Source organism: Qipengyuania citrea (assembly GCF_009828015.1).
GTDB lineage: Bacteria > Pseudomonadota > Alphaproteobacteria > Sphingomonadales > Sphingomonadaceae > Qipengyuania > Qipengyuania citrea.
Map to the genome: position 1 here is coordinate 438,570 of NZ_WTYG01000002.1, position 24,386 is coordinate 462,955.

Consider the following 24,386-nt stretch of genomic DNA (forward strand, 5'->3'; position numbering starts at 1 on the left):
GTCCGCCGAAGCTGATCGGGATGCGCGCCCAATGGCGGTGTTACGCCTCGATTACAAGGGCAGTGCGACCAATGCCGCGAGCGGCCACACGATTTCATTGCGCAGCAAGGATTGGCTGCCTAAACGCGGCTCCATCCGCAGGCAACAATCAGGGCCGCCTTGATCCTCTCCCCCTTCGAATGGACAATCGCCAAACGCTATCTGCTTCCGGGCAAGAGCGAGGCCTTCATCGCGCTGGTGGCGAGCATCTCGATCGGGGTGGTGATGCTGTCGGTGGCGATGCTGGTCGTGGTGATGAGCGTGATGAACGGCTTTCGCGCCGAACTGCTCGACAAGATCGTCGGCCTCAACGGCCATGCCATCGTCCAGGCCTACGGCGGGCGGCTGGACGATTGGGAAAACATTCTCGAGGAAGTGCGCGCGACACCGGGGGTGGTCGATGCGAGCCCGCTGATCGAACAGCCGCTGGCGATCAGTTTCAATGGCCGCATTCAGGGGGTTTCGGTCCGCGGCAACACCGACGAGGATCTCGCCGAACTTGCCGACAAGACCATCAGCGGAGATTTTAGCGAGCTGCAGGCCGGTGCCGGAAAACTCGCTATAGGTGTGCGGCTGGCGGAGAATATCGGTGCCCGCGTCGGGGACACGATCACCGTCATCAATCTCCAAGGGCGCTCGACTCCGTTCGGTACCATGCCCCGTCAGATCGGCTACGAGGTCGCCGCGATTTTCGAGGTCGGCGTCTACGACTACGACGGCGCTTTCGTGGTCATGCCAATGCAGGACGCACAGACGCTGTTGCTGATCGGCGACAGCGTGCAGATGATCGAGGTCACGGTCGAGAATGCCGACGAGGTCGGTGAAATTCTTGCGCCGCTCAGTCAGTCGCTGTCGGGTCGCGCCGTTGTCAATGACTGGAAGACCATCAATGCGACGCTATTCGACGCCCTTCAGGTCGAGCGCGCGGCGATGGCGTTTGCGCTCAGCTTCATGGTGCTGGTGGCGGCGTTCAACATCCTCTCCAGCCTCGTGATGCTGGTACGGGCCAAGACGCGCGACATCGCGATCATGCGGACGATGGGCGCCACGCGGCAGAGCCTGATGAAGATCTTCGTCACCACCGGCTTCACCGTGGGCGCGATCGGGACGCTGGCCGGGCTCGCGCTGGGCTTCGCGATTCTCGCCGGGCGGCAGCAGATCGTCCAGGCGATCGGCGCGTTGACCGGGCAGGATCTGTGGGATCCGCAATACCGCTTTCTCACCACCATCCCTTCGAAGGTCGACGGCGGCGAAGTGACCATGATCGTGCTGCTCGCGCTGGGCCTGAGTTTCCTCGCTACGCTCTATCCCGCGTGGAAGGCGGCGAACACCGATCCCGTGCAGGTGCTGCGTTATGAATAGTCCCGGCGTGAAACCGGTGGTCGAGCTCAAGCGGCTCACCCGCAGCTTCGAACAGGGCGGCGAGCGGATCGACGTGCTGCGCGGGGTCGACCTCGCGATTCGCCCGGGTGAGATCGTCGCGCTGCTCGGGCCGTCGGGATCGGGCAAGTCGACGCTGCTGCAGGCGGTCGGGCTGCTCGAAGGCGGGTTCGGCGGGGAGATCATGATAGCCGGCCATTCGGCCGAGAAGTCGAATTCGCATGCCCGCACCGTGCTGCGCCGCGAACACCTGGGCTTCATCTACCAGTTCCATCACCTGCTGCCCGATTTCAATGCGCTGGAAAACGTGGTCCTGCCGCAGCTGGTAGCGGACAGGCCGCGCGCCGAAGCCGAGGCACGGGCGGAAGAACTGCTCGTCGCGCTGGGGCTCGGCCATCGGCTCGAACACCGCCCCAGCCAGCTGTCGGGCGGCGAACAGCAGCGCGTGGCAGTCGCCCGCGGGCTGGCCAACAAGCCCGATCTGGTGCTGGCGGACGAGCCCACCGGCAATCTCGACGAAGCGACTGCCGACAGGGTGTTGGGCGAGTTTCTCAGCCTTGTCCGGGGCGAGGGCAGCGCGGCGCTGATCGCGACGCATAACGAGCGGCTGGCGCAGAAGATGGACCGCGTCGTGCGGCTGCATGAAGGTGTGCTCGAATAGCGGACCCGTAGCGCGCTTCGCTCGTTGGTCGGGCAAAGGAGATTTTCATGACCGACCATCCGAGCACCTTCAAGGGCGACCACGACCACCACGGCGGCATTCAATGGGATGACCGCGCCAGCCTGCACCACACCGGCGACGGCAATGGCGTGCTCGACGGTGCCAAGGGCCTGCGCAGCGGCAGCTTCGCCGAACTGGTCCGCCATCTGATGCTGTTGCCCGAGCAAGAACGCGCCGATTATTACATCGAGAAGGCGGGCGACCGCGAATACCATGCCGCGGAGATCGCGGAACTGTCCAAGCGCCCCGATTTCCCGCGTGAGTGACGCGGCGCCGCGCTTGGCTGCGCCCGCGCTATCGACACAGGAAACTGCAAGAGCATGACCACCATCGCCGATTTCACCGTCGCCACCAACAAGGGCGAACCGCTTGAGCTGAAGGACAAGCTTGGCACTGTTCTGCTGGTGGTCAACACCGCCAGCAAGTGCGGCTTCACCCCTCAGTATGACGGGCTTGAAGAGCTGTACCAGCGGTTCGGCGACCGCGGTTTCGAGGTGCTTGCCTTTCCCTGCAACCAGTTCGGCGGGCAGGAGCCGGGCGATGCGGGCGAGATTGCCGAATTCTGCAAGGTCAATTTCGGGCTGACCTTTCCGCTGATGGCGAAAGTCGACGTCAATGGCGACAATGCCAGCCCGCTGTTCGACTGGATGAAGCGCGAACAGCCCGGACTGATGGGATCGAAGGCGATCAAGTGGAACTTCACCAAATTCCTGATCGACCGCGAAGGCCGCGTGGTGGAACGCTACGGGCCGGCGGAAAAGCCGCAAGGTATCGCCAGGGATATCGAAAAGCTGCTGTAGCTCCCGGGCAAGGACTGTCATCTCAGCCTAGGCAGGGACCCGGTGATCCAGCCTCCGGCGGATCGTTTCCGTTATCTGGATCCCTGCCTTCGCAGGGATGACGGAACGGAGGAAAGCGCGGCGCGCGCGGGTTGGCGAATCCCCTCCCGCGCCGCATATTGGTACGCATGTCGTTCAAGCCCTTCGTCCCGTTCCGTATCCTGTCGGCCTACACCATGCTGGAAGGGGCGATCGATCCGAAGGCAATGGCCAAGCTGGCCAAGGAACGCGGCTTTCCGGCTGTCGCGATTGCCGATCGCAACGGGCTTTACGGCGCGGTCATGTTCGCCAATGCCTGCAAGGCCGAAGGCATCCAGCCGATCATCGGCACGCTGCTGGGCGTGGCGCGCCCGAGCCGCGACGAAGGGGCGGAAGGCAAGCAGGTCGATTACCTGCCGCTCTACGCGCAGGACGAGGCTGGGTACGACAATCTGTGCCATCTCGTGTCGAAGGCGCATCTCGAACGCCCGCTCGAATTCGAACCGCACGTCCGGATCGGCGACCTTGATGGCCGCACCGACGGCTTGATCGCCTTCACCGGTGCGAGCGAAGGCGCGGTAACGCGGCTGCTTGCCGAAGGCCAACAGAGCCATGCCGAGGCCCTGCTCGACCGCCTGCAGGCGCTGTTCCCCGACCGGCTCTACATCGAACTGGCGCGGCGCGGCGATCCGGTCGAGGAGCGCGCCGAAGCCGCGCTGGTCGATCTCGCCTATGCGCGCGACCTGCCGCTGGTGGCGACCAATCCCGCCAATTTCGCCGAGCCGCACATGCACAAAGCGCATGACGCAATGCTGTGCATTGCCGGCTCGACGCATGTCGATGCGGAGGAACGCACGCGGTCGAACCCCGAAAGCTATGTGAAGACCTACCACATGATGGAGGAGGCCTTCGCCGACCTGCCCGAAGCGGTGCAAAACACCGTGGTGGTGGCGCAGCGCTGCGCCTATGCGCCGCCCTATCGCAAGCCGATCCTGCCCAGCCTCGCTGGCGACCTCGAAGGCGAGGCGCGCGCGCTGGAGGAAGATGCGCGCAAGGGGCTGGAGGCCCGGCTAGAACCCTATGGCGAGATGAGCGAGGAGGAACGCAAGGTCTATTTCGACCGGCTGCAGTTCGAAGTCGACATCATCAACCAGATGGGTTTCCCGGGCTACTTCCTGATCGTTGCCGACTTCATCAAATGGGCCAAGGACCACGATATTCCCGTGGGACCGGGGCGTGGTTCGGGCGCGGGCAGCCTCGTCGCCTGGGCGCTGACGATCACCGATCTCGACCCGATCCAGCTCGGCCTGCTGTTCGAACGCTTCCTCAATCCCGAACGCGTCTCGATGCCCGACTTCGACATCGACTTCTGCGAAACCCGACGCGGCGAGGTGATCCGTTACGTCCAGCAGAAATACGGCCACGACCACGTCGCGCAGATCATCACCTTCGGCAAGCTCAAGGCGCGCGCGGTGCTGCGCGATACGGGGCGGATCCTGCAGATGAGCTACGGCCATGTCGACCGGCTGTGCAAGATGGTGCCCAATCACCCGACCGACCCGTGGACGCTGCCACGCGCGCTCAATGGCGCCGCCGATTTCAAGAACGAATACGACAACGACAACGAGGTGAAGCGCCTCGTCGACCTGGCGATGCAGCTCGAAGGCTTCCCGCGCAACAGTTCGACCCATGCGGCGGGGGTGGTGATCGGCGACCGGCCGCTGGCCAAGCTCGTGCCGCTCTACCGCGATCCGCGCTCGGACATGCCGGTGACGCAGTACGACATGAAGAATGTCGAGAGCTCGGGACTGGTCAAGTTCGACTTCCTCGGGCTCAAGACTCTGTCGGTGCTCAAGAAGGCGGTCGATCTGCTTAAGCGGCGCGAGATCGACATCGATCTATCGCAGCTGCCGCTCGACGATCCCAAGGTCTACGAACTGATGAAGGCGGGCAACACGGTGGGCGTGTTCCAGCTCGAATCGGAAGGCATGCGGCGCACGCTGACTGCAGTGAAGCCGACCAATTTCGGCGACATCATCGCGCTCGTCTCGCTCTACCGCCCGGGCCCGATGGACAACATCCCGCTGTTCGGCAAGCGCAAGGCAGGCGAGGTCGCGATCGAGTTTCCGCATGCCAAGCTCGAAGGCATATTGGCCGAGACCTACGGCATCTTCGTCTATCAGGAACAGGTGATGCAGGCGGCGCAGATCCTTGCCGGCTATTCGCTCGGGGACGCCGATCTGCTGCGCCGCGCGATGGGCAAGAAGGTCCAGGCCGAAATGGACATCCAGCGCGAACGCTTCGTCACCGGATGCAAGGAAGTCAGCGGGATCGAGAAGGCCGAGGCCAATGCGCTGTTCGATTTGATCGACAAGTTTGCCGGCTACGGTTTCAACAAGTCGCACGCCGCCGCCTATGCGCTGCTCGCCTACCAGACTGCGTGGCTCAAGGCGCATTACCCGGAAGAATTCTACGCCGCCTCGATGTGTTTCGACATGCACCAGTCCGAAAAGCTGGCGATCTTCGTCGACGACGCGCGCCGCGGCGGGATCACGGTGCTGCCGCCCTCGCTCACTCATTCGGAGGCCGAATATACCGTCGAGCAGACCGACGACGGTTACGCCGTGCGCTACGCACTGGCGGGCATCCGCAATGTCGGCGAACGCGCGATGGAAGCGATCGTCGAGGAACGCGAGGCGGCGGGCCGGTTCGAAAGCCTCAAGGACCTGTTCGAACGCCTGCCCAAGGGATCGATGAATTCGCGCCAGCTCGAGGCATTGATCAGCGCGGGCGCGCTCGACGAATTCGAACCCAACCGCGCCAAGCTGATGGCCAATGCGGACATGCTCTTGGCCGTGGCCGACGCGGCCGAGCGCGAGCGCTCGAGCGGGCAGGCGGGCCTGTTCGGCGGCGAAGATGCAGCGGTCGATGACGATCTGCGACTGAAGGACGCGGAAGACTGGTCGCTCAGCGAGGCGCGCGCCCGCGAGAAGGAGACCATGGGCTTCTCCTTCAAGCAGCATGCTACCGCCGCCTATCGCGAGATCGCCAGCGCGCAAGGCGCACGTTCGCACGCCTCGCTGATGTCCGGCGGCGTGCCCGGTGGCGGGCGCATGGGCGCGGTGATGGCGGTGCAGGTCGAAGGCGCCAGCAAGGGTACGACCAAGCGCGGCAAGCCCTTCATCCGCGCCGATTTCTCCGACGCCTCCGGCCAGTTCAGCGCCGCCTGTTTCGAAGAGGGGCTGGTCGAGAAGTTCCTCGAATGGGCCAGGAATGGCACCTGCGTGAAGCTCGATGTCGAACTCGACAGCCCGAGCCCCGACGAACCGCCGCGGATCACCGTGCGCGGGGCGGTCCCGCTCGACGCGGTGCGCGGGAGCATGGCGATGCTGCTGACGCTGGAGGTCGAGAGTGTCGAGGCGGTGACCCAGCTGGCGCTGGCGCTGGGCGAGGGCGGGCAGGGGGGCGACGAGGCGGTCGCAACGCTGCTCACCGGCGACCCCACCCCGCCTGTCGTGCGGCTGGGCCGAACATTTTCTATCGACGGCGAGCTCGCCGAACGCTTGGCAAGCGTGCCCGGCCTTGCCAAGGTGCAATTAACCGCGCGACGGGGGAAGGCAAACCTGCGCCTCGTCGCTTGATCTGGGACCTGATTGGGTGAGAGGAATACATATGTCGCTTGGCGCGATGCAGGACTGGAGCATGCGGATCTCGCATGTGATCGACCACGCAGCCCGGGAAGCCCCGAACCGTGAAATCGTCACCCGCTGGGCGGATGGCAGCGAGACCCGCACCGACTGGGCGGGCGTGCGCCAGGATGCGAAGAAGATGAGCCAGGCGCTGCAGGCGCTGGGCCTCGGCAAGGGCGACAAGGTTGCCAGCCTCGCCATGAACCACGCGCGCCACCTGGTCAGCTGGTTCGGCGTCGCGGGGATGGGCGGCGTGCTGCACACCTGCAATCCGCGCCTGTTCGAGGACCAGCTCGAATACATCGTCAATCATGCCGAGGACAAGGTGATGATCTACGATGCGGCGTTCCAGCCGATCGTGGATAAGATGCGCGACAAATGGCCCACGGTCGAACATTACATCTGCTTCGACAGCGGCGAGCACACCACCAGCTTCGAGGACTGGATCGGCGCGCAGGATGGCGATTTCGAATGGGTTGACGGCGACGAGCGCGATCCCTGCATGATCTGCTACACCAGCGGTACCACGGGCAACCCCAAGGGCGTGCAGTACGAGCATCGCTCGACGCTGCTGCACGCGCTGGCCGGACTGCAGCCGTCGACCTTCAACTTTACCGCGTCCTCGGTGATGCTCCCGGTGGTGCCGATGTTCCACGCGGCCAGCTGGGGCCTGCCCTATGCCGGGGCGATGGCAGGGATCAAGTTCGTCTTCAGCGCGGTCAACGACCCGGCGGTGCTCGACGAGGTGATGAAGACCGAAAAGGTCACCGATTCGGCGGGTGTGCCCACAGTGTGGCTGGCGCATTTCCAGTATTGCGACGCCAACAATCTCGAACTGCCCAAGCTGCGCGCGGCGACGATCGGGGGTTCGGCCGCGCCGCGCTTCATGATCGAACGGCTGATGAAGAACGGCACGCGCGTCCAGCATGCCTGGGGGATGACCGAGACCTCGCCGATCGGCACCGTTGGCGGCCCCACGGCCGACTGGGACCAGCTGACCTTCGACCAGAAGGTCGAGAAGACGATGAAGCAGGGTCGTCCGATCTTCGGCGTGGAACTGCGCACGGTGGATCTCGATGATCCGACCAAGGTACTGCCGCGCGATGGTGAAAGCTCGGGCGCGCTGCATATCCGCGGGCCCTGGGTGGTGAAGCGCTATTTCAAGGCCGAGGAAGACGCGATCGATGCGGACGGCTGGTTCAACACCGGCGACGTGGCGATCCTGCATCCCGACGGCACGATGCAGATAACCGACCGGACCAAGGACGTGATCAAGTCGGGCGGCGAATGGATCAGCTCGGTCGAACTCGAAAACGCCGCGGTGGGCCACCCGGCGGTCGCCGAAGCCGCCGCGATCGGCATGATGCATCCCAAGTGGGACGAACGGCCGGTGCTGTTCGTGGTCAAGCAGGAAGGCAAGGAAGTCACCGCGGAAGAGGTGATCAATTTCCTGTCCGACAAGGTCGCCAAGTGGTGGCTGCCCGATGCGGTCGAATTCGTCGACGACATCCCGCACACCGCGACGGGCAAGATCAGCAAGAAGGATCTGCGCGACCGGTTCAGCGACTACGCGCTGGAGATCTGACCATGGCCAGCAGCTATATCGATCCGAGCCCCGCGAACTTCCAGGCGTTCAAGGACCTGCCGCGCGACGAGCCGATCCACATGCTCAACCTGCTCGAATATCGCGAGCAGGCGGAATATCCGGAAGGTCACGAACACGTCGGCAAGGGCTGGAGCGGGCGGCGCGCCTATGAGGAATACGGCAAGACCAGCGGCCCGATCTTCCGCCGCGTGGGTGGCACCATAGTCTGGCGCGGTGCGTTCCAGACCATGGTCACCGGTCCCGATGCCAAGCGCTGGCACGACGGCTTCATTGCGCACTATCCCAATGCCGGCGCCTTCTTTGAAATGATCAAGGACCCTGAATACCAGCAGGCAGTGGTCAACCGCACCGCCGCGCTGGTCGACAGCCGCCTGATGCGCTTTGCGCCAAGCGAGGCAGGTGAGGGGTTCTAGCCTCCGCGGATTGGGGAAAATGTCATAGCAACCGCATCTGACCGCCCAACGTGGGCGGCCTGAACTGCGTGCAATCCAGCTCGAACTTCGCCTTGCCCATTCCGGCGCGCTTGCAGGCAAGGCGGAAGCGCGCGCGGAAGAGGTCGGCCCACACGCCGCTGGGCTTCATGCGCGTGTTGAAATCGGGATCGTTGTCGCGCCCGCCTCGGATCGAGCGGACGATGCTCATCACCTTGTCTCCGCGCTCGGCATAATGGACCGACAGCCATTCGCGGAACAGCGGGGCGACCTCGTGCGGCAGGCGCAGCGGGATCCAGCCGACGCTGTCGACCCCGAGCGCGGCCGCGCGCTGGACGATCTCCTCCATGAACTCGTCGGTAATCGCGGGAATGATCGGCGAGACCGAGCAATGCGTCGGCACCCCCGCAGCGGCCAGCCTCCCCAGCGCCTGCAGCCGCTTGGCCGGGGCCGCCGCGCGCGGTTCGAGTTTGCCCGACAGTTTCGGGTCGAGCGAAGTGACCGAGATCGCCACCGCCACCAGCCGCCGCTCGGCCAGTTCGGCCAGCAGGTCGAGATCGGCGAGCACGCGGTCGGATTTGGTGGTGATCGTTACCGGATGGCGCGCGTCGAGGCACACTTCGAGCACCTGCCGCGTGATCCGGTAGCGCGCCTCGATCGGCTGGTAGGGATCGGTATTGGTCCCCATCGCCAGCGGGCGCGGGCGGTATTTGGGCTTGGCCAGCGTGGCACGCAGCAGCTCGGCCGCATTGGGCTTCGCGAACAGTCTGGTTTCGAAATCGAGCCCGGGCGAGAGATCGTGATAGGCATGCGTGGGGCGCGCAAAGCAATAGACGCAGCCATGTTCGCAGCCACGATAGGCATTGACCGAGCGGTCGAAGGGCACATCGGGCGACTGGTTGAAGCTGAGGATCGTGCGCGGGAATTCCTCGGTCACTTCGGTGCGCAGTTTGGGCGTAGCATCGCCCTCCAGTACGGCGAGCTGCTCCATATGATCGCGCCAGTCGCCGTCTTCCTCGCGCGTGGCGAGGCCGAAGCGTGTTGGCACCGCTGCGCCCTGCGCACCGCGTCCTGATAGGGCAGGGGCGAGTCGTCGTTCCATGCACGAGAACATATATAGAACACGAGTAGTGCGCCAGTCGGAAGTGGTCGGTGGCAGCGGGCTAGCGCGGCAACCTACCGCGCTCTTCAATCGTTCCGTCATCCCCGCGAAGGTGGGGACCCGCTGCTGTTTCGCGTTCCCAAGGTTAGCGGGACCCCCGCCTTCGCGGGGGTGACGGGGGTGGATGGGGTTCGAAGCGTCCTGGTCGGGCCAGTGCCCCTCGGTTTGCGGCTGCTAGCCTCATCCATCTCCCATTTGGCGGACGCAGAACGGGGAGGATACTTGGTGCCTATCGTTCCCTGAGCCGCGGCATCAGTTCGACGAAATTGCAGGGGCGGAAGCGGCTGTCGAGCTGGTGGAGGAGGATCTTGTCCCAGCCGTCCTTCACCGCGCCGTTCGATCCGGGCAGCGCGAAGATATAGGTGCCGCGCGCAAGCACGGCGCAGGCGCGGCTCTGGATGGTGCTGACGCCGATCGTTTCGTAACTGAGCCAGCGGAACAGCTCGCCGAAGCCGGGAATGTCCTTGTCCTTCACGCGGTCGAGCGCTTCGGGCGTGACGTCGCGCCCGGTGAGCCCGGTGCCGCCGGTGGTGATCACGCAATCGACCATTTCATCGTCGATCCAGCGGTGCAGGTGTGCGGCGATCTCGTTCTTGCTGTCGCGGCTGATCTCGCGCGTGGCGAGTTCGTGCCCGGCATCGGCGATGCGCGTGGCGAGGATGTCGCCCGAGCTGTCGTCAGCCAGCGTGCGCGTGTCGGAGACGGTCAGCAGCGCAATACGCACCGGCTGGAACGGGCGGCTTTCATCGATCGGCATCAGCGCACCTTCGGGAATTGCGGCCAGTCGTTCTCGGCCAGGTCGATCCGGCTGGGCGCGGGGGCATCGGCCTGCCGCAAATACATCCAGTAATTGCGCATCACCACCGCGACATAGCCGCGTGTTTCCCAATAGGGGATGCTTTCCATGTAGAGTAGCGGGTCGCCCGCATCGCGGATTTCGCTTTCCCAGCGCGCCACGGGCGAGGGACCGGCATTGTAGGCCGCCATGATCTTGGGCAGCCGCCCCTGCGTATAGCCCGCGGTCGACAGCGATTCGAGCGTGCGCTGGCCGAAGGCGAGATTGACCGCGGGGTCCTTGAGATCGGCATTGCTGCTCATGTTGATCGAGGCGGCATATTCGCGCTGCGTGATCGGCATGATCTGCATCAGCCCGATCGCGCCCGCGGGGCTGACCACGCGTTCGCGGAAATTCGATTCCTGCAGCGCATGCGCAAAAGCCAGCGCCGGGTCGACGCGCCAGCCGCCCACCGGGGTGCGGAAGGTGACGGGGTAGCGCAGGCTGGGATGCGCGCCTTCGCCGCGCGGCGCGTTATAGGCCATGAAGGTCTGCGCGCCGGTCAGCCCGAGTGCGCGCGCCAGCCGCGACAGCGCGGGGTAATCGTCGGGATCACCCGTGCGAACCAGCCAGACCAGATCGTCCGCCGCCTCGTCGCGCCGTCCGATTTCGGCGAGCATGACTGCCTGCTGGACCGCATCTTCATCGCGCAGCCGCCGCCAGTCGGCTTCGGTCAGGTCGGGCTGGGCGTGCGTTTCGGGCAAGTCGCGGCCCAGTTGCTCATGCGCGAGCATGCCATAGAGCGTTTCGGGGAAGCGCGCCGCGCCGCGCAATTGTTCGTCGGATTTTTCGGGGAAGCGGCAGCGGATCAGGGCGCGGCTGGCCCAGTAATGCGCAGCGGCAGTGAGGTTGGGATTGGTCGATGCGGCGGCGCTGCGCTGGAACGCCTCGGCCGCCTTGTCGCAATCGCCCAGCCGCCATGCCGCGAGCCCTGCGGCCCAGTCGCCCTCGGCGACCCACGGGCCGCTGCCATTGTCGCGCACGGTATCCGCCAGTGCCCAGGCCTGCGCATCCTGGTTCTCGATGTAATAGCTCCACGCGACGCGATAGCGCCATTCGGCGCGCGCCTGCGGGCTCAGCGTGGCATCGACCCCGTCGAGCAGCAGCCGGGCGCCGTCGGGATCGTCATTGGTGATATGCTTGAGGATCGCGGCCCGCACGCTGGCGGGCATGGTCCCGTCGTTGATCGTGCCGGGGCGGATGCGCTTGCTCGACCCCGGCTGGCGGACGAGATCGCGTGCGCCGGGCAGGCGCGGCGGATTTTCCAGCCCGCGCGTCTGGCCCAGCCGGACCATCGCTTCGGCCTGCGGCAGCTGCGCATAGCGCGCCAGCCAGGCCTCGATCCGCGGCAGTTCGATCCGCGGGCTTTCGGGGTGCAGATAGTAGGCCGCCAGCGCGGCGCCATGAAGCGGCCCTTCGCTGCGGCCGGCAAGCATGACTTCGACCCGGTCCCAGTTGCGCGCCTCGATCGCGGCGAACAGTGAAGCGTAATAGCCGCGCTCGTCAGCCGACAGCAGCTGCGGCAGAGCGGCGGCGTGCGACCGGGTAAAATAGTCGACGCTGTTGCCCTGGCCCATCACGGGCGCGGCCGAGGCGAGCGCGGATGCCGCTAGAGCAGCGGCGGCGAGGGGGCGTAGGATCATCGGGTCCAGTCCAGCCAGCGGTTCCAGAAATTCTCCCGGCGCACGGCCGAGCGGGCGAGATTGCGCAGGTCGGGTGCGGCCAGCAGCGCATGGGGCGAGCCGTTGCAATCGACCGACAACGGCTCGCGCGCCTGTTCGGGCGCGATGCCGAACAGCGCGAGCTGCGCGCGGCCGCAAAGCAGGACTCGCTGCGGCGCGGCGAGCGCGATGTGGTGTCGCAGGACCTGGCCCAGGCCGGCTGCCGCCAGTCGGTCCCATTCGGGCATGGCCATCGGCGCGGGCAGCGCGCTGGCGAAATAGACCTCGTGCTCGGCGATCCCCATTGCGCGCAGCATGGCCGCGCAGAAGGGGGCGGCGCCGCCGGTCAGCAGGCCATCGCCATCGTCGTCGAACGGCTGCGGCAGGACAATCATCAGCCGGGCTCCGGCGACCCCGCGCGGCGGCACGCGGCGGTCGAGCGCGCCTTCGGCCAGTGCGGTGTCGGTCATCCACCATTCGCGAAATTTTTCGAGCGTGGCGGGCAGGGCTGCGGGGTCGATTGCGAGCGAGGGGGCGCCGGGCTGTTCGAGCGCGCGTTCGAGCGCGGTCTTGCGCTGGATCGGCGGCGGGGCGGGCGGGGGCGGGGCCGCTACGGCATTCTCGCTCTCGGGCTCGACCAGCCAGCCGCTCGCCTCATCCGCGAAATCGGCATCGACCCCGGCCTCGCGCCACCAGTCGAGCGCGCCTTCGAGGCTCTCCAGCGCGATGAAATCGCGTGTGTTCAGGGGATCGGCGTGCATCATTCCTCGGTCCGCAGGTCTTGACCTCAATAGCGCCACCAATCAAGGCACTCTCACAAGTTACGCGACGAAAAGAGAGAGTCATGAGCGAACGCGAATCGATGCCCTGCGACGTCGTCATCATCGGCGGCGGTGTCGCCGGCCTGGCAGCGGCAATCCGGTTGAAGCAGATCAACGAGGACCTCGAGGTCGTGGTGCTCGAGAAGGGCAGCGAAATCGGTGCGCACATCCTGTCGGGCGCCGTGGTCGACCCCCGGGCACTGGACGAACTGCTGCCCGAATGGCGCGACATGGACTGCCCGATGGCGGAAACCCCGGTGACCGAGAACCACCACTGGGTGCTGTCCGAAACCGGCCAGTCCGACCTGCCCGAATTCCTCCTCCCGCCCTTCATGGGCAATCACGGCAATTACACCGGTTCGCTGGGCAATCTGGCGCGCTGGCTGGGCGAACAGGCCGAGGGCCTGGGCGTGATGGTCTTCCCCGGCTTCCCCGCTGCCGAAGTGCTGTTCGACGAGCAGGGCGCGGTTACCGGCGTGGTGACGCAGGACATGGGCATCGCCGAGGATGGCTCGCAGAAGGGCGATTACCAGCCGGGGATGGAAATCCACGCGAAATACACGCTCTTCGCCGAGGGTGCGCGCGGCAATCTGACCAAGAAGATGAAGGCGAAATACGACCTCGAGGCCGATTGCGAGCCGCAGGTCTACGGCCTCGGCATCAAGGAACTGTGGGATATCGATCCCGCCAAGCACGAGCCCGGCCGCGTGATCCACACGCAGGGCTGGCCGCTGAGCGAGAGCGGCACCTGGGGCGGCGGCTTCCTCTACCACCAAGCAAATGGCCAGGTCGCGCTCGGCTTCGTCACCGCGCTCGATTACAAGAACCCCTATGTCTCGCCCTACCAGGAATTCCAGCGCTGGAAGCACCACCCGGCGATCGCGGCGATCCTCGAGGGCGGCAAGCGCGTCGCCTATGGCGGCCGCGTCATCAACGAGGGCGGCTGGCAGTCGGTCCCCAAGCTGGCGTTCCCCGGCGGCGCGCTGATCGGCTGCGCCGCGGGCTTCGTCAATGTCCCGCGGATCAAGGGCAGCCACACCGCGATGAAGAGCGGCATGCTGGCGGCCGAGAGCATCGCTGCGGCGATCGCCGGCGGCGCCAAGCATAGCGAGCTGATGGATTATGACGCCGCGGTCCGGTCGAGCTGGATTGCCGAAGAGCTCAAGAAGGTGAAGAACGCGCAGCCCGCGGTGGCCAAGTGGGGCGAAGACCTCGGCACCGTGCTGGCGGGCATCGACATGTGGATGCGCACGCTCAAGATCGGCCTGCCGATCACGATGAAGCACCACCGCGACCACGAGATGCTGCAGCGCGCCGACCTGCATCAGAAGATCGCCTATCCCAAGCCCGACGGGAAGCTGAGCTTCGACAAGCTGACCAATGTCGCCTTCAGCTACACCAACCACGCCGAGGACCAGCCGGTCCATCTGAAGGTGTGCGACTGGGAGCTGCAGAAGACCAGCGAACTGGCCGAATACGACGGCCCGTCGAACCGCTATTGCCCCGCTGGCGTCTACGAATGGCTTGCCGACGAGGACACGGGCGAGATGAAGTTCCAGATCAACTCGCAGAACTGCATCCACTGCAAGACCTGCGACATCAAGGATCCGAACCAGAACATCGAATGGACCACGCCTGAAGGCGGGGGCGGCCCGAACTACCCGAATATGTGATCGCCGGCGTCGCTTGCTCTGTCATTGCGAGGAGCGAAGCGACGCGGCAATCCACGGCAGCGCCCTGGATTGCTTCGCTTCGCTCGCAATGACGTGGGAGCCTGCGGGTGGCCATTGCTGAGACCGCCTACGCCAAGATCAACCTCGCGCTGCATGTCCGCAGGCGGCGCGAGGATGGCTATCACGAGCTCGAGACGCTGTTCGCTTTCGTCGATACGGGCGATGTGCTGACGGCGCGCAGTGCGGCTCAGGACAGCGTCACCGTCTTCGGTGAATTCGCCGGCGGGCTCGACGATCCGTTCGACAACCTCGTCGCCAAGGCGCTGGGCAAGCTCCCGCGCGCCGATGGGCTGGCGGTTGCTCTTGAGAAGAACCTGCCCGTCGCGGCGGGGTTGGGGGGCGGATCGGCCGATGCCGGCGCGGTCTTCCGCATGGTGCAGGCGCGCTTCGGCCTGCCCGAGGACTGGCACGCGCGCGCCGCCGCGCTCGGCGCCGATGTGCCCGCCTGCGTCGAGAGCCGCACCTGTGTCGGCCGGGGGACCGGAACCGAGCTGGAGGCGGCGGACGACAGCCTTGCCGGCACCCCGGTGTTGCTGGTCAATCCGCGCCTCCCGCTCGCCACCGGTCCGGTGTTCGGACACTGGGATGGCCAGGACCGCGGCGCACTGCCTGCCGGGGATGCGCGGAGCGTGGCAATCGCGGGCCGCAACGACCTCGAGGGGCCGGCAATTTCGCTATGTCCGCAGATCGCCGGGGTGCTGGCGGAATTGGGCGGAACATCGCCCATCCTCGCCCGTATGTCGGGCTCGGGCGCGACGTGTTTTGCGCTCTACGAAAGCGTCGCGGCGCGTGACGCGGCAGCTTCGCAGATCGGCAAGCTCCACACGGGCTGGTGGCAGATGAAAGGGCTCCTGCGATGATGATCGACAACCTCCCCTACCGCCAGGTCGCGGCTGACGACCTGCGTCCGGGAGGGCTGCTGTGCGTCGCCGACCACGCCTCCAACCACGTCCCGGAAGACATAGAGCTGGGCATCGACCCGGCCTTGCTCGACGCGCATATCGCGGTCGATATCGGCGTCGAGGGCATTGCCGACCGGTTGGCCCGGCGCCACGGCATGCCCGCGCATATCGCCACGGTCAGCCGCCTCGTGTGCGACCTGCATCGGCGCGAGGACGATCCCGCAGCGGTGCCGAGCGAGAGCGACGGGACGCTGATCCCCGGCAATATCGGCGCCAATGTCGAGGCCCGGCTGGACCGGTTCCACCGTCCGTATCATGCCGCGCTGGCCGAACTGATCGCGCGGGCCCAGCCGCGCCTGATCCTGGCGCTGCACAGCTTCACGCCGAAAATGGCCACCAGCGACGAACAGCGCCCGTGGGAAGTCGCGCTGCTTTACAACCAGGACGACCGCGCGGCGCGCCATGCGATCCGCCTGTTCGGCGAGCAGGGCCTCAATGTGGGCGACAACCAGCCCTATTCCGGCAAGCAGCTCAATGCGACGATGGACCGCCACGCCGAGGCGCAGGGCATCCCCTATTGCACGGTCGAAATCCGCCAGGACCAGATCGGCACCGCCGCTGGACAGGCGCGCTGGGCGACGCTGCTGGCCGATGTGATGGGCCGCGTCGCGCTCGAGGTCTGAGGAGGCGCTTCGTCGTTTGCGGTTTGCGGAGCGTCGATACCGCGCGCCAAGACGCGAAGACAGGTTTTCTCGCGCTTTCCCGTCATCCCCGCGAAGGCGGGGATCCAGCTGACGTGGCGTTAAAGAACGAAGGGCATTTGGGCCCTTGCCTCCGCAGGGGCGACGCGGCGGCTGCGGGCCCGAAGGTTCCTCCGCACCCCAGCGCGCAAATCCCGCATCTAGCTTCGCGTAAAGATTTTCCGCTTCGACCCGCACCCGCGATCCTCTAGTCTGTCTTCCTCCCCGAAGCCGACCGGACCAATATCATGCCCGCCTATCGTTCCCGCACCACCACCCACGGCCGCAACATGGCCGGCGCGCGCGGATTGTGGCGCGCCACGGGCATGAAGGATGGCGACTTCGGCAAGCCGATCATCGCCGTGGTCAACAGCTTCACGCAGTTCGTGCCTGGCCATGTCCACCTCAAGGACCTCGGCCAGCTGGTCGCGCGCGAGATCGAGGCCGCGGGCGGCGTGGCCAAGGAATTCAACACCATCGCGGTCGATGACGGGATCGCCATGGGACACGACGGCATGCTCTATTCGCTGCCTAGCCGCGACCTCATCGCCGACAGCGTCGAATACATGGTCAACGCGCATTGCGCCGATGCGATGGTGTGCATTTCCAATTGCGACAAGATCACGCCTGGCATGCTGATGGCCTCGATGCGGCTCAATATCCCCAGCGTGTTCGTTTCGGGCGGGCCGATGGAAGCGGGCAAGGTCGTGGTGAAGGGCAAGGAAGTTGCGCTCGACCTGGTCGATGCGATGGTCGCGGCGGCGGATGAGAGCTACACCGACGAGGAAGTGACCGCGATCGAGCAGAACGCCTGCCCGACCTGCGGTTCGTGCAGCGGCATGTTCACTGCCAATTCGATGAACTGCCTGACCGAAGCGCTCGGCCTTTCGCTGCCCGGCAACGGGTCAACGCTGGCGACGCATGCCGACAGGCAGGGGTTGTTCGAACGCGCGGGACGGCTCGTGGTGGCGCTCGCCAAGCGCTATTATGAGGAAGACGACGCAAGCGTCCTGCCGCGCACCATCGCCAGCTTCGAGGCGTTCGAAAACGCGATGAGCCTCGATATCGCCATGGGCGGGTCGACCAACACCGTGCTGCACTTGCTGGCCGCCGCGCATGAAGCCGGGGTCGATTTCACCATGAAGGACATCGACCGGTTGAGCCGCGAGGTGCCCTGCCTGTCGAAGGTCGCGCCTGCCAAGGACGATGTCCACATGGAAGACGTGCACCGCGCCGGCGGCATCATGGCCATCCTCGGCGAACTCGAGAAGGCGGGGCTGCTCCACACCGCGCTGCCGACCGTTCACAGCCCGACCATGGCCGATGCGCTGGACGATTGGGATATCGGCCGCACGCAGAACAACACGGTGCGCAATTTCTTTGCCGCCGCGCCGGGCGGGGTGCCGACGCAGACCGCCTTCAGCCAGTCCAACCGCTGGCCCGAACTCGATCTCGATCGCGAAAACGGGGTGATCCGCAGTGCCGAGCACGCCTTCAGCAAAGATGGCGGACTGGCAGTGCTTTACGGCAATATCGCGCGCGACGGCTGCATCGTGAAGACCGCGGGGGTCGATGAAAGCATTCTCACCTTCTCCGGTCCGGCGAAGGTTTACGAAAGCCAGGACGATGCGGTCACCGCGATCCTTACCGGGCAGGTGGTCGAAGGCGACGTGGTGGTAATCCGCTACGAAGGGCCGCGCGGCGGACCGGGGATGCAGGAAATGCTCTATCCAACCAGCTACCTCAAGTCGAAGGGGCTGGGCGCGGGCTGCGCGCTGCTGACCGACGGACGCTTTTCGGGCGGCACATCGGGGCTGTCGATCGGCCATGTTTCGCCCGAAGCGGCCGAGGGTGGGACCATCGGCCTGGTCGAAGAGGGCGATCTGATCGAAATCTCGATTCCCGAGCGTACGATCACCCTCGCCGTGCCCGACGACGTGCTGGCGGAGCGGCGCGCCGCGATGGAAGCGCGCGGGTGGCAACCGGTCAAGCCGCGCGACCGGCGCGTCTCGCCCGCACTCGAGGCCTATGCCGCCATGACCACCAGCGCCGCACGCGGGGCCATCCGCGATGTTGGGCAGCTGAAAAAGCGCTGACACTTGCCCCGCGGCCGCGCGCGTGGCAGCGGCGGCGGATGGTCAAACCAAGATCCCTCTCATGCGCGCCGCTGGCGGCGCTGGCGCTGGCCGCCTGCGATGTATCCCCCGGTATCGAGAGCGAAGGCGGCACCAGCGTCGCCTGCGCGCTCGGCGGCGCGAGCGACTTTGCCAGCGAATGCCGCCTGGTCCAGAGCGGCGAGGGCACGGGCGCGGTGTATGTCATGCGGCATCCCGATGGCGGTTTCCGGACGCTGGTGCCTGCGGACACCCCCGCCGGCCTCGCCGAATCCGACGGGTCGCAGATCGCGACCAGCAAGCGCGAGGGGGGCGACATTGTCCTGATGATCGGCGACGACCGCTACCGCTGGAAGGAACCGGCCGATGAGTGAGCCCGTGTTGACGGTCGAGCAGATGCGCGCGGCCGAGCGTGCCGCAGTGGATGCCGGGACCAGCGAATGGGAACTGATGCAACGCGCCGGTCGTGGCGCGGCGCTGTGGGTCATGCGCGCGGCTGCCGGGCGCGGCGTGACGGTACTGTGCGGGCCGGGCAACAATGGCGGCGACGGCTATGTTATCGCGCAAAGCCTGCTTGGCGCAGGCTATGCGGTCGAGGTGATCGCGCCGCGCGAACCCTCCAGCACTGCGGCGCGCACCGCGCGGGCGCATTACGAGGGTCCCGTGAGCGAAGCGGCCCGGCCGCAGCACCCCGTGGTGGTGGATTGCCTGTTCGGCTACGGGCTTTCCCGCGCAGTCGAGGGCGCTTTTGCCGAACTGCTCGAAGAGCTCGGAGCAAATGACTGTTATCGTATCGCAATTGACGTACCCAGCGCGGTCGAAAGCGACAGCGGCCGGGTGCTCGGACCGCTCCCTCGCTACGATCTCACGCTGGCGCTCGGGGCATGGAAACAGGCGCATGCGTTGATGCCGGCGGTTGCCCGGATGGGGGCCCTGCGACGTGTTCCGATCGGGATCGAGACCGGGGGCGGAACGGCGGCGTTTGCCGCGCCGCCGCATCTCGGCGCTCCGGCCGCCGATGCCCACAAATACCGGCGGGGCCTGCTTGCGATCGTCGCGGGCGCGATGCCCGGCGCGCCGCTGCTGTCGTCCGAGGCGGCAATGCGCGCGGGGGCGGGCTATGTGAGTTTGCTCAGCGAACACGCGCATCCCGATGCCCCCGCCGAACTGGTGATCGAGCAGGGTGATTTCGCCGAGGCCATTGCGGATGAGAGGATCGCGGCGCTCCTGGTCGGCCCCGGGCTTGGTCGCGATGGCGCTGCCCGTTCACGGCTCGCGGCGGTCCTCGGCCGGGGGTTGCCGGCGGTGCTCGACGCCGACGCGCTGCATCTGCTCGATGCGAAGCTACTGGCGGAGGCCGATGCTTCGAAGCTGTGCGTTACCCCGCATGAAGGCGAACTGGCGGCGCTGTGCGAGGCGTTCGGCGTCACAACGGAGTGCAAGCTCGACCGCGCACGGCGGCTTCATGACGTCACCGGGATGACCGTGCTGGCCAAGGGCGCAGACACGATACTCGTGGCTGGCGGCATGACGTCATTCTTCCCGCGCGGGTCCAGCTGGCTGTCGGTTGCGGGCACCGGCGACGTCCTTGCCGGCATCTTCGCTTCGCGGCTCGCGGTACACGGCAATACGCGCCGCGCTGGCGAAGAAGCGGTGTGGTTGCATCACGAAGCGGCACGGCGCGCGGACCCTGCCTTTACCGCCGGCGAGCTGGCCCGGGCGGTCCGGACCGCAATGGAGACATTCCTGTGAGCGACAGCGAGATCATCGAACGGATCGCCGCCCGCGGTGACGGCATTACGGCATCGGGCCGCCACGTCGCGGGCGCTGTACCCGGCGACGCGGTTGCCGCCGATGGGACGCTGCTTGCCGGGCCGCATCATGTCACGCCCCCGTGCCGCCATTTCCCGGAATGCGGCGGCTGCCAGTTGCAGCAGGCCGATGAAACCGCGCTGCGCCAGTTCGTTACCGACCGGGTCGTCCATGCCGCCGAAGGGCAGGGCATTGCCATCGGCGAGGTGCTGCCGACGCATCTCTCGCCAGCCAATTCGCGGCGCCGCGCGACGCTGCACGCGCTGCGCACGGCCCGGGGTGCAGTGCTCGGTTTTCGCGAAGGCGGGGCGCATCGCATTGTCGACATGCGCGAATGCCACATCCTCGTGCCCGAGCTATTCGCACTGGTGGGGCCGCTGCGTTCGCTGGTTGCCGAACATGGGGCACGCCAGCCGGTCGATATCGAACTCACGCTGGTCGACGAAGGCGTGGACTGCACGCTCAAGGGGATTGAGGCGGATGGCCTCGCGGCGACCGAGGCGCTGCTCGATTTCGCGCGCGCCAATGCGCTCGCCCGGCTCTCGCTCGATCGCGGCTTCGGCCCCGAGACCGTGTGGGAACCGCAGCCGCTGACGATCACGCTCGGCTCGTTCCCGGTACCCTTCCCGCAGGGCAGTTTCCTGCAGCCCACCGAGGATGGGGAGGGCGTGCTGGTCGGCGATGCACGCGCCTTCCTCGACGGGGCGACGACGATTGCGGATCTGTTTTCGGGTCTCGGGACCTTTGCGTTCGCGCTGGCGGGGCCGCGCAAGGTGCTGGCGGTCGAGGCCGCGCGCGACGCGCATCTGGCGTGCAAGGCCGCAGCCAACATGCGCGGTGTGCCCGTGCTTGCGCTGCACCGCGACCTGTTCCGCAACCCCTTGCAGCCCGAGGAAGCCGGGCGCTTCGGCGCGATCCTGCTCGATCCGCCGCGCGCGGGTGCGCGCGACCAGGTCGTGCAGATTGCTGCCAGCGATGCCGCGCGCGTGGTATATGTCAGCTGCAACCCTGCCAGCTGGGCGCGCGATGCGAGGACGCTGGTCGAGGCGGGGTTCAGGCTCGAGAAGCTGCGTCCCGTGGGCCAGTTCCGCTGGTCGACGCATGTCGAGCTGTCGAGCTACTTCACCCGGTAGGCACGCAGCGTTTCGAGCAGGCGGGCGCGCAGCCAGGCGCGCGCTTCGCCATCCGAAAAGGCGTGATCCGCCCCCGGGCACCGCGCGATCCGGTCATCGTCTGCATCCCAGCGCTCGGCAAAGACTTGCGCAGTGCGATCGGCTTCGGCGAGCAGGAAGCGCACCGGCCCGCCAAAGCTGTCGAGCCCGCTCTTCATCTGGTCGGCGAGCGACGAGGGGATGCTGCGCGGGCGCATCGCCTTGACCATCCCGCGCGACAGTTTCTTTAGGTCGACACCGCCTGAGAGAAGCCGGGCAAGTTCCTGCGGGCTCTTGAGTTTTTGTGCATAGCGCGAACGGATGGCCGCGGGCGGCGGGGTGCTGTCTTCGCTTTCGTCAATTGTCCACGGGTTGCTGAGGACCAGCGCATCGCATTCCGCGCCCCCGGCCAGCATGAGGGCGCTGGCAGCATCGCAATTGCCGAATGCCACCACGCGCTGGACCTGTGGAGCGATTGCGCGGAAGGCGAGCAGCGCGGCCGCGATATCGCGGCCCGAGCGGCGGAAGCCGCGATTGGTGCCCTCGCTGTCGGCGATCCCGCGCCGGTCGAAGCGGAACACCGGGAAACCGGCGCGCGCGATCTCGGCGGCAAGCTGCGACTGGCCGTTGAACGCGCCGGCGCGTATCTCGTTGCCCCCGCTGACGATCAACAGCCCGGTGGTACCCGGCGCGCTGTCCAGCGTGGCACCGCAGCGCTGCTCGCGGCATTCGAAGGTAAGATGCAGCCTGCTCATCTCTCGGCCATTTCTGCCATCACGATCGCCGCCAGCGTGTCGGCCTGCGCGGCATCGAAATCGTTTTCGGCGCGCAGCCACAGCGGCCGCCCGCCAAGCTCGGCCTGTTCGACGACCCGGTGCCGCGGCGAAGGATCGTAAACTGCCGTTTCCAGTTCGCCGACCAGCTCGGCGCCGAGCTGCCAGCCCGCGAGCACGATGCCGTTCGACCGCGCATCGTCGAGCAGTGCCTCGGCGGTTTCCGGATGCCCGGTTTCCCTTGCGGCCAGCACCCGTGCGCGCAGCATGTTGCGAAGGACCTGTGCAGGCTTTGCGGGAGCATAGAGCGCGGCGGGCATGTCATCGGGCACCAGCCAGCAGCCCGACCGCACCGCAAGGACATGCGCGGCACCGAAATGCGCGGCAGCCGCCCCGACCGCCTGCCGCCAGCCGGCGAGCGTCTGCGCCTGCAGCGGCGCCATGCTTTCGTTGCAGCCGGGCAGGTCGGGGAGGAAGCAATCCACGCCGCCTTCATCCAGTCGGCGCATGATTTCAGAGAGTTGGTGGCGGAACTTGTTGGCTTCATCGAACAGCGGGGGGATCACCAGCAAGCGCCGGGACCGCCGTTGTTCGAAGCACAGCGCCATTTCCTCGCCCGACGTGCCGTCCGGCAGCGGGCAAGGCCATGTGACATACATGTGCGCGGTCAGCTTTCGACGACCTTGGCTTCGGCGAAAGCCAGCAGGCCGCTGTAGGTTTCGAGCATTTCGCCATCGACGTCCTCGTCTTCGATGACAATGTCGAGCCGGTCTTCCATTTCGGTAAGCAGGCCCGCGACGGCCATCGAGTCGAGTTCGGGAAGGTGGCCGAACAGCCCGGTATCGGCATCGAAGCCGTCGACCTGCGCCTGGTCGAGGCCGAGAACGTCGCGCAGGATCGCGCGCAGCGTCTGGTCGATGTCGCTGCGGCTCGGCCCGGTCGGTGCGGCGTGTGCGGTTTCGGCGTTCATTTCCTCGGCTTCCCCTGCCTTTGGCCCTGGATTGGAGGCGCTGCCCTTAGCTGGGCCTATTGTGCGGTGCAAGGTGGCGGACCCACTCCCTGGCGATGGCCGGCCAGGCCCGCGGTTGGCGCCAGTCGAGACAATCGAGCCGGTAGCGCGGCCGGTTCGCTTCCATCCAGTCGCGCTTGTAGGCATCGGCTCCGGTACCGAAATCGACCAGCGACACGCCATCCGTATCGATAACCCGCTCGAACAGCGCCGCGCTCAGTGTTGTCCCCGCCGAAAGCGGTTTGGCCGCCTCGATATGCGCCAGCTTGTGGATATAGGCGGTGCTGCCTTCCACCGTCCAGAACTGCGCCGCGACCGGCTCGCCAGCGGCATAGGCGAGCCCCAGCCGGATCCGGCCGGCAGCGCCTTCCGCGCGGGCAAACGCCTCGAGGATATCCGCGCGTTCCTCCCGCGGCTTCCAGCTTTGTGCATAGACCGCCTGATAGTCGGCCCAGGCCGCCTCGTCGAACCGGGTGAGGATTTTCACCTCGACCTTGCGCGCCTTGCGCTTGAGCGTGGTCCGCATCTTGCCCGGGCGCGCGGCCCAGTACTCGGCAAAGCTGCGGCCTTCGACCGGGAGCACGTGGTTTTCATCGCAGGTGCTACGAAAGACCAGCCAGCCGGCCTTGCGGAACGCCTGTTCGAGCACGTCCGCACTACCGTCCTCGCCGGGAACGGGGGCAAGCACGATCCGGCCGGCCTGTCGCCGCAGGTCGCGGGCGAGGGCGGTGAGCAGGGCTTGCGAACGGCCCAGCGGGCGCCAGCTGAAGCTGAACCAGTAGGTCAGGCTGGCGAGGTGGTCATGTTCGCGCCGCAGCGGCAGCAGCACGCGCTCATCCCCGCGCTCGGCCATGGCGGCAAGCACGGGTCCGAGCAGGCCGAACCACTCCAGCCTGTCGAAAGGACCGTCCTGCGGCCAATCCAGCGCTTGCAGTTTGGTAAGGCTCTCGTGATAGCTGACCGCGATGTCCACCGGATTTCCCTCACTC

22 protein-coding genes are annotated in these 24,386 nt (G+C 66.4%); 14 read left to right on the top strand and 8 right to left on the bottom strand.

Going from position 1 to position 24,386, the window contains the following annotated elements; all coding sequences use genetic code 11:
* Positions 1–159 precede the first annotated feature (159 nt).
* The 7 genes from GRI55_RS07650 to GRI55_RS07680 all read left to right on the top strand — a co-directional run bounded on the left by GRI55_RS07650 (position 160) and on the right by GRI55_RS07680 (position 8,666).
* Positions 160–1,401 carry a lipoprotein-releasing ABC transporter permease subunit gene (locus GRI55_RS07650; protein WP_160766726.1) on the top strand — a complete coding sequence of 414 codons (1,242 nt, stop codon included), beginning with the start codon at positions 160–162 and terminating at the stop codon, positions 1,399–1,401.
* Positions 1,394–2,080, top strand: coding sequence for an ABC transporter ATP-binding protein (locus tag GRI55_RS07655; RefSeq protein ID WP_160766727.1), 687 nt, complete (start codon positions 1,394–1,396; stop codon positions 2,078–2,080). The genes GRI55_RS07650 and GRI55_RS07655 overlap by 8 nt, the downstream gene beginning before the upstream one ends.
* Before the next feature lie 47 nt (positions 2,081–2,127).
* Positions 2,128–2,406 carry a hypothetical protein gene (locus GRI55_RS07660; RefSeq protein ID WP_063506580.1) on the top strand — a complete coding sequence of 93 codons (279 nt, stop codon included), beginning with the start codon at positions 2,128–2,130 and terminating at the stop codon, positions 2,404–2,406.
* A gap of 54 nt (positions 2,407–2,460) precedes the next feature.
* Complete coding sequence (locus GRI55_RS07665; protein WP_160766728.1) at positions 2,461–2,940, top strand: glutathione peroxidase; 480 nt, start codon at positions 2,461–2,463, stop codon at positions 2,938–2,940.
* A gap of 167 nt (positions 2,941–3,107) precedes the next feature.
* Positions 3,108–6,599 carry a DNA polymerase III subunit alpha gene (gene dnaE, locus GRI55_RS07670; RefSeq protein WP_160766729.1) on the top strand — a complete coding sequence of 1,164 codons (3,492 nt, stop codon included), beginning with the start codon at positions 3,108–3,110 and terminating at the stop codon, positions 6,597–6,599.
* 31 nt (positions 6,600–6,630) lie between these two features.
* Entirely contained in the window at positions 6,631–8,232 is a 1,602-nt protein-coding gene (locus GRI55_RS07675; RefSeq protein ID WP_237452449.1) for a long-chain fatty acid--CoA ligase, read from the top strand.
* A 2-nt stretch (positions 8,233–8,234) separates the two neighbouring features.
* A complete protein-coding gene (locus GRI55_RS07680; protein ID WP_160766730.1) occupies positions 8,235–8,666 on the top strand; it encodes a DUF1330 domain-containing protein in 432 nt (143 codons plus the stop codon).
* 22 nt (positions 8,667–8,688) lie between these two features.
* Here GRI55_RS07680 and GRI55_RS07685 read toward each other — a convergent pair whose 3' ends face one another.
* The 4 genes from GRI55_RS07685 to GRI55_RS07700 all read right to left on the bottom strand — a co-directional run bounded on the left by GRI55_RS07685 (position 8,689) and on the right by GRI55_RS07700 (position 13,103).
* Positions 8,689–9,798 (bottom strand): PA0069 family radical SAM protein, encoded by a 1,110-nt coding sequence (locus GRI55_RS07685; protein WP_370873249.1) that lies wholly within the window; start codon positions 9,796–9,798, stop codon positions 8,689–8,691.
* A 277-nt stretch (positions 9,799–10,075) separates the two neighbouring features.
* On the bottom strand, positions 10,076–10,603 hold the full coding sequence (gene moaB, locus GRI55_RS07690) for a molybdenum cofactor biosynthesis protein B (RefSeq protein ID WP_160766732.1): 528 nt from the start codon (positions 10,601–10,603) through the stop codon (positions 10,076–10,078).
* Positions 10,603–12,324: a lytic transglycosylase domain-containing protein gene (locus tag GRI55_RS07695; protein WP_160766733.1), complete on the bottom strand. Its 1,722-nt coding sequence runs from the start codon at positions 12,322–12,324 to the stop codon at positions 10,603–10,605. The genes moaB and GRI55_RS07695 overlap by 1 nt, the downstream gene beginning before the upstream one ends.
* Positions 12,321–13,103, bottom strand: coding sequence for a uracil-DNA glycosylase family protein (locus GRI55_RS07700; RefSeq protein WP_237452450.1), 783 nt, complete (start codon positions 13,101–13,103; stop codon positions 12,321–12,323). Before GRI55_RS07700 ends, GRI55_RS07695 begins: the two co-directional genes overlap by 4 nt.
* An 83-nt stretch (positions 13,104–13,186) precedes the next feature.
* Here GRI55_RS07700 and GRI55_RS07705 point away from each other — a divergent pair, with 83 nt between their 5' ends.
* The 7 genes from GRI55_RS07705 to GRI55_RS07735 all read left to right on the top strand — a co-directional run bounded on the left by GRI55_RS07705 (position 13,187) and on the right by GRI55_RS07735 (position 21,597).
* Positions 13,187–14,836, top strand: a complete 1,650-nt coding sequence (locus GRI55_RS07705) for an electron transfer flavoprotein-ubiquinone oxidoreductase (RefSeq protein ID WP_160766735.1) — start codon at positions 13,187–13,189, stop codon at positions 14,834–14,836.
* 107 nt (positions 14,837–14,943) lie between these two features.
* On the top strand, positions 14,944–15,756 hold the full coding sequence (locus tag GRI55_RS07710; protein ID WP_160766736.1) for a 4-(cytidine 5'-diphospho)-2-C-methyl-D-erythritol kinase: 813 nt from the start codon (positions 14,944–14,946) through the stop codon (positions 15,754–15,756).
* Positions 15,756–16,481, top strand: a complete 726-nt coding sequence (locus GRI55_RS07715) for an N-formylglutamate amidohydrolase (protein WP_063505703.1) — start codon at positions 15,756–15,758, stop codon at positions 16,479–16,481. Before GRI55_RS07710 ends, GRI55_RS07715 begins: the two co-directional genes overlap by 1 nt.
* A gap of 305 nt (positions 16,482–16,786) precedes the next feature.
* Positions 16,787–18,634, top strand: coding sequence for a dihydroxy-acid dehydratase (gene ilvD, locus GRI55_RS07720; protein ID WP_160766737.1), 1,848 nt, complete (start codon positions 16,787–16,789; stop codon positions 18,632–18,634).
* 38 nt (positions 18,635–18,672) lie between these two features.
* Positions 18,673–19,026 (top strand): hypothetical protein, encoded by a 354-nt coding sequence (locus GRI55_RS07725; RefSeq protein WP_063505699.1) that lies wholly within the window; start codon positions 18,673–18,675, stop codon positions 19,024–19,026.
* Positions 19,019–20,404: an NAD(P)H-hydrate epimerase gene (locus tag GRI55_RS07730; RefSeq protein WP_237452451.1), complete on the top strand. Its 1,386-nt coding sequence runs from the start codon at positions 19,019–19,021 to the stop codon at positions 20,402–20,404. Before GRI55_RS07725 ends, GRI55_RS07730 begins: the two co-directional genes overlap by 8 nt.
* Entirely contained in the window at positions 20,401–21,597 is a 1,197-nt protein-coding gene (locus tag GRI55_RS07735) for a class I SAM-dependent RNA methyltransferase (RefSeq protein WP_160766738.1), read from the top strand. The genes GRI55_RS07730 and GRI55_RS07735 overlap by 4 nt, the downstream gene beginning before the upstream one ends.
* Here GRI55_RS07735 and GRI55_RS07740 read toward each other — a convergent pair.
* The 4 genes from GRI55_RS07740 to GRI55_RS07755 are packed head-to-tail and all read right to left on the bottom strand — an operon-like array spanning position 21,582 to position 24,370.
* Positions 21,582–22,370: a hydrolase 1, exosortase A system-associated gene (locus GRI55_RS07740; protein WP_160766739.1), complete on the bottom strand. Its 789-nt coding sequence runs from the start codon at positions 22,368–22,370 to the stop codon at positions 21,582–21,584. The two genes, GRI55_RS07735 and GRI55_RS07740, sit on opposite strands and share 16 nt — an antisense overlap.
* Positions 22,367–23,047, bottom strand: coding sequence for a hypothetical protein (locus tag GRI55_RS07745; RefSeq protein ID WP_160766740.1), 681 nt, complete (start codon positions 23,045–23,047; stop codon positions 22,367–22,369). The genes GRI55_RS07740 and GRI55_RS07745 overlap by 4 nt, the downstream gene beginning before the upstream one ends.
* A gap of 8 nt (positions 23,048–23,055) precedes the next feature.
* Positions 23,056–23,358: an acyl carrier protein gene (locus GRI55_RS07750; protein WP_160766741.1), complete on the bottom strand. Its 303-nt coding sequence runs from the start codon at positions 23,356–23,358 to the stop codon at positions 23,056–23,058.
* A 46-nt stretch (positions 23,359–23,404) separates the two neighbouring features.
* The gene (locus GRI55_RS07755) at positions 23,405–24,370 is read right to left on the bottom strand and encodes a GNAT family N-acetyltransferase (RefSeq protein ID WP_307019430.1); all 966 of its coding nucleotides are present in this window, start codon (positions 24,368–24,370) and stop codon (positions 23,405–23,407) included.
* Positions 24,371–24,386: the final 16 nt, after the last annotated feature.

Excerpts from the sequence above, each read along its gene's own strand:
- GRI55_RS07665 (WP_160766728.1), top strand. The coding sequence starts at position 2,461 with ATGACCACCATCGCCGATTTCACCGTCGCCACCAACAAGGGCGAACCG.
- GRI55_RS07750 (WP_160766741.1), bottom strand. The coding sequence starts at position 23,358 with ATGAACGCCGAAACCGCACACGCCGCACCGACCGGGCCGAGCCGCAGC.
- moaB (WP_160766732.1), bottom strand. The coding sequence starts at position 10,603 with ATGCCGATCGATGAAAGCCGCCCGTTCCAGCCGGTGCGTATTGCGCTG.
- GRI55_RS07730 (WP_237452451.1), top strand. The coding sequence starts at position 19,019 with ATGAGTGAGCCCGTGTTGACGGTCGAGCAGATGCGCGCGGCCGAGCGT.
- GRI55_RS07745 (WP_160766740.1), bottom strand. The coding sequence starts at position 23,047 with ATGTATGTCACATGGCCTTGCCCGCTGCCGGACGGCACGTCGGGCGAG.
- GRI55_RS07705 (WP_160766735.1), top strand. The coding sequence starts at position 13,187 with ATGAGCGAACGCGAATCGATGCCCTGCGACGTCGTCATCATCGGCGGC.
- GRI55_RS07715 (WP_063505703.1), top strand. The coding sequence starts at position 15,756 with ATGATCGACAACCTCCCCTACCGCCAGGTCGCGGCTGACGACCTGCGT.
- GRI55_RS07695 (WP_160766733.1), bottom strand. The coding sequence starts at position 12,324 with ATGATCCTACGCCCCCTCGCCGCCGCTGCTCTAGCGGCATCCGCGCTC.
- GRI55_RS07680 (WP_160766730.1), top strand. The coding sequence starts at position 8,235 with ATGGCCAGCAGCTATATCGATCCGAGCCCCGCGAACTTCCAGGCGTTC.
- GRI55_RS07700 (WP_237452450.1), bottom strand. The coding sequence starts at position 13,103 with ATGCACGCCGATCCCCTGAACACACGCGATTTCATCGCGCTGGAGAGC.
- dnaE (WP_160766729.1), top strand. The coding sequence starts at position 3,108 with ATGTCGTTCAAGCCCTTCGTCCCGTTCCGTATCCTGTCGGCCTACACC.
- GRI55_RS07655 (WP_160766727.1), top strand. The coding sequence starts at position 1,394 with ATGAATAGTCCCGGCGTGAAACCGGTGGTCGAGCTCAAGCGGCTCACC.
- GRI55_RS07660 (WP_063506580.1), top strand. The coding sequence starts at position 2,128 with ATGACCGACCATCCGAGCACCTTCAAGGGCGACCACGACCACCACGGC.
- GRI55_RS07725 (WP_063505699.1), top strand. The coding sequence starts at position 18,673 with ATGGTCAAACCAAGATCCCTCTCATGCGCGCCGCTGGCGGCGCTGGCG.
- GRI55_RS07685 (WP_370873249.1), bottom strand. The coding sequence starts at position 9,798 with ATGTTCTCGTGCATGGAACGACGACTCGCCCCTGCCCTATCAGGACGC.
- GRI55_RS07675 (WP_237452449.1), top strand. The coding sequence starts at position 6,631 with ATGTCGCTTGGCGCGATGCAGGACTGGAGCATGCGGATCTCGCATGTG.
- ilvD (WP_160766737.1), top strand. The coding sequence starts at position 16,787 with ATGCCCGCCTATCGTTCCCGCACCACCACCCACGGCCGCAACATGGCC.
- GRI55_RS07740 (WP_160766739.1), bottom strand. The coding sequence starts at position 22,370 with ATGAGCAGGCTGCATCTTACCTTCGAATGCCGCGAGCAGCGCTGCGGT.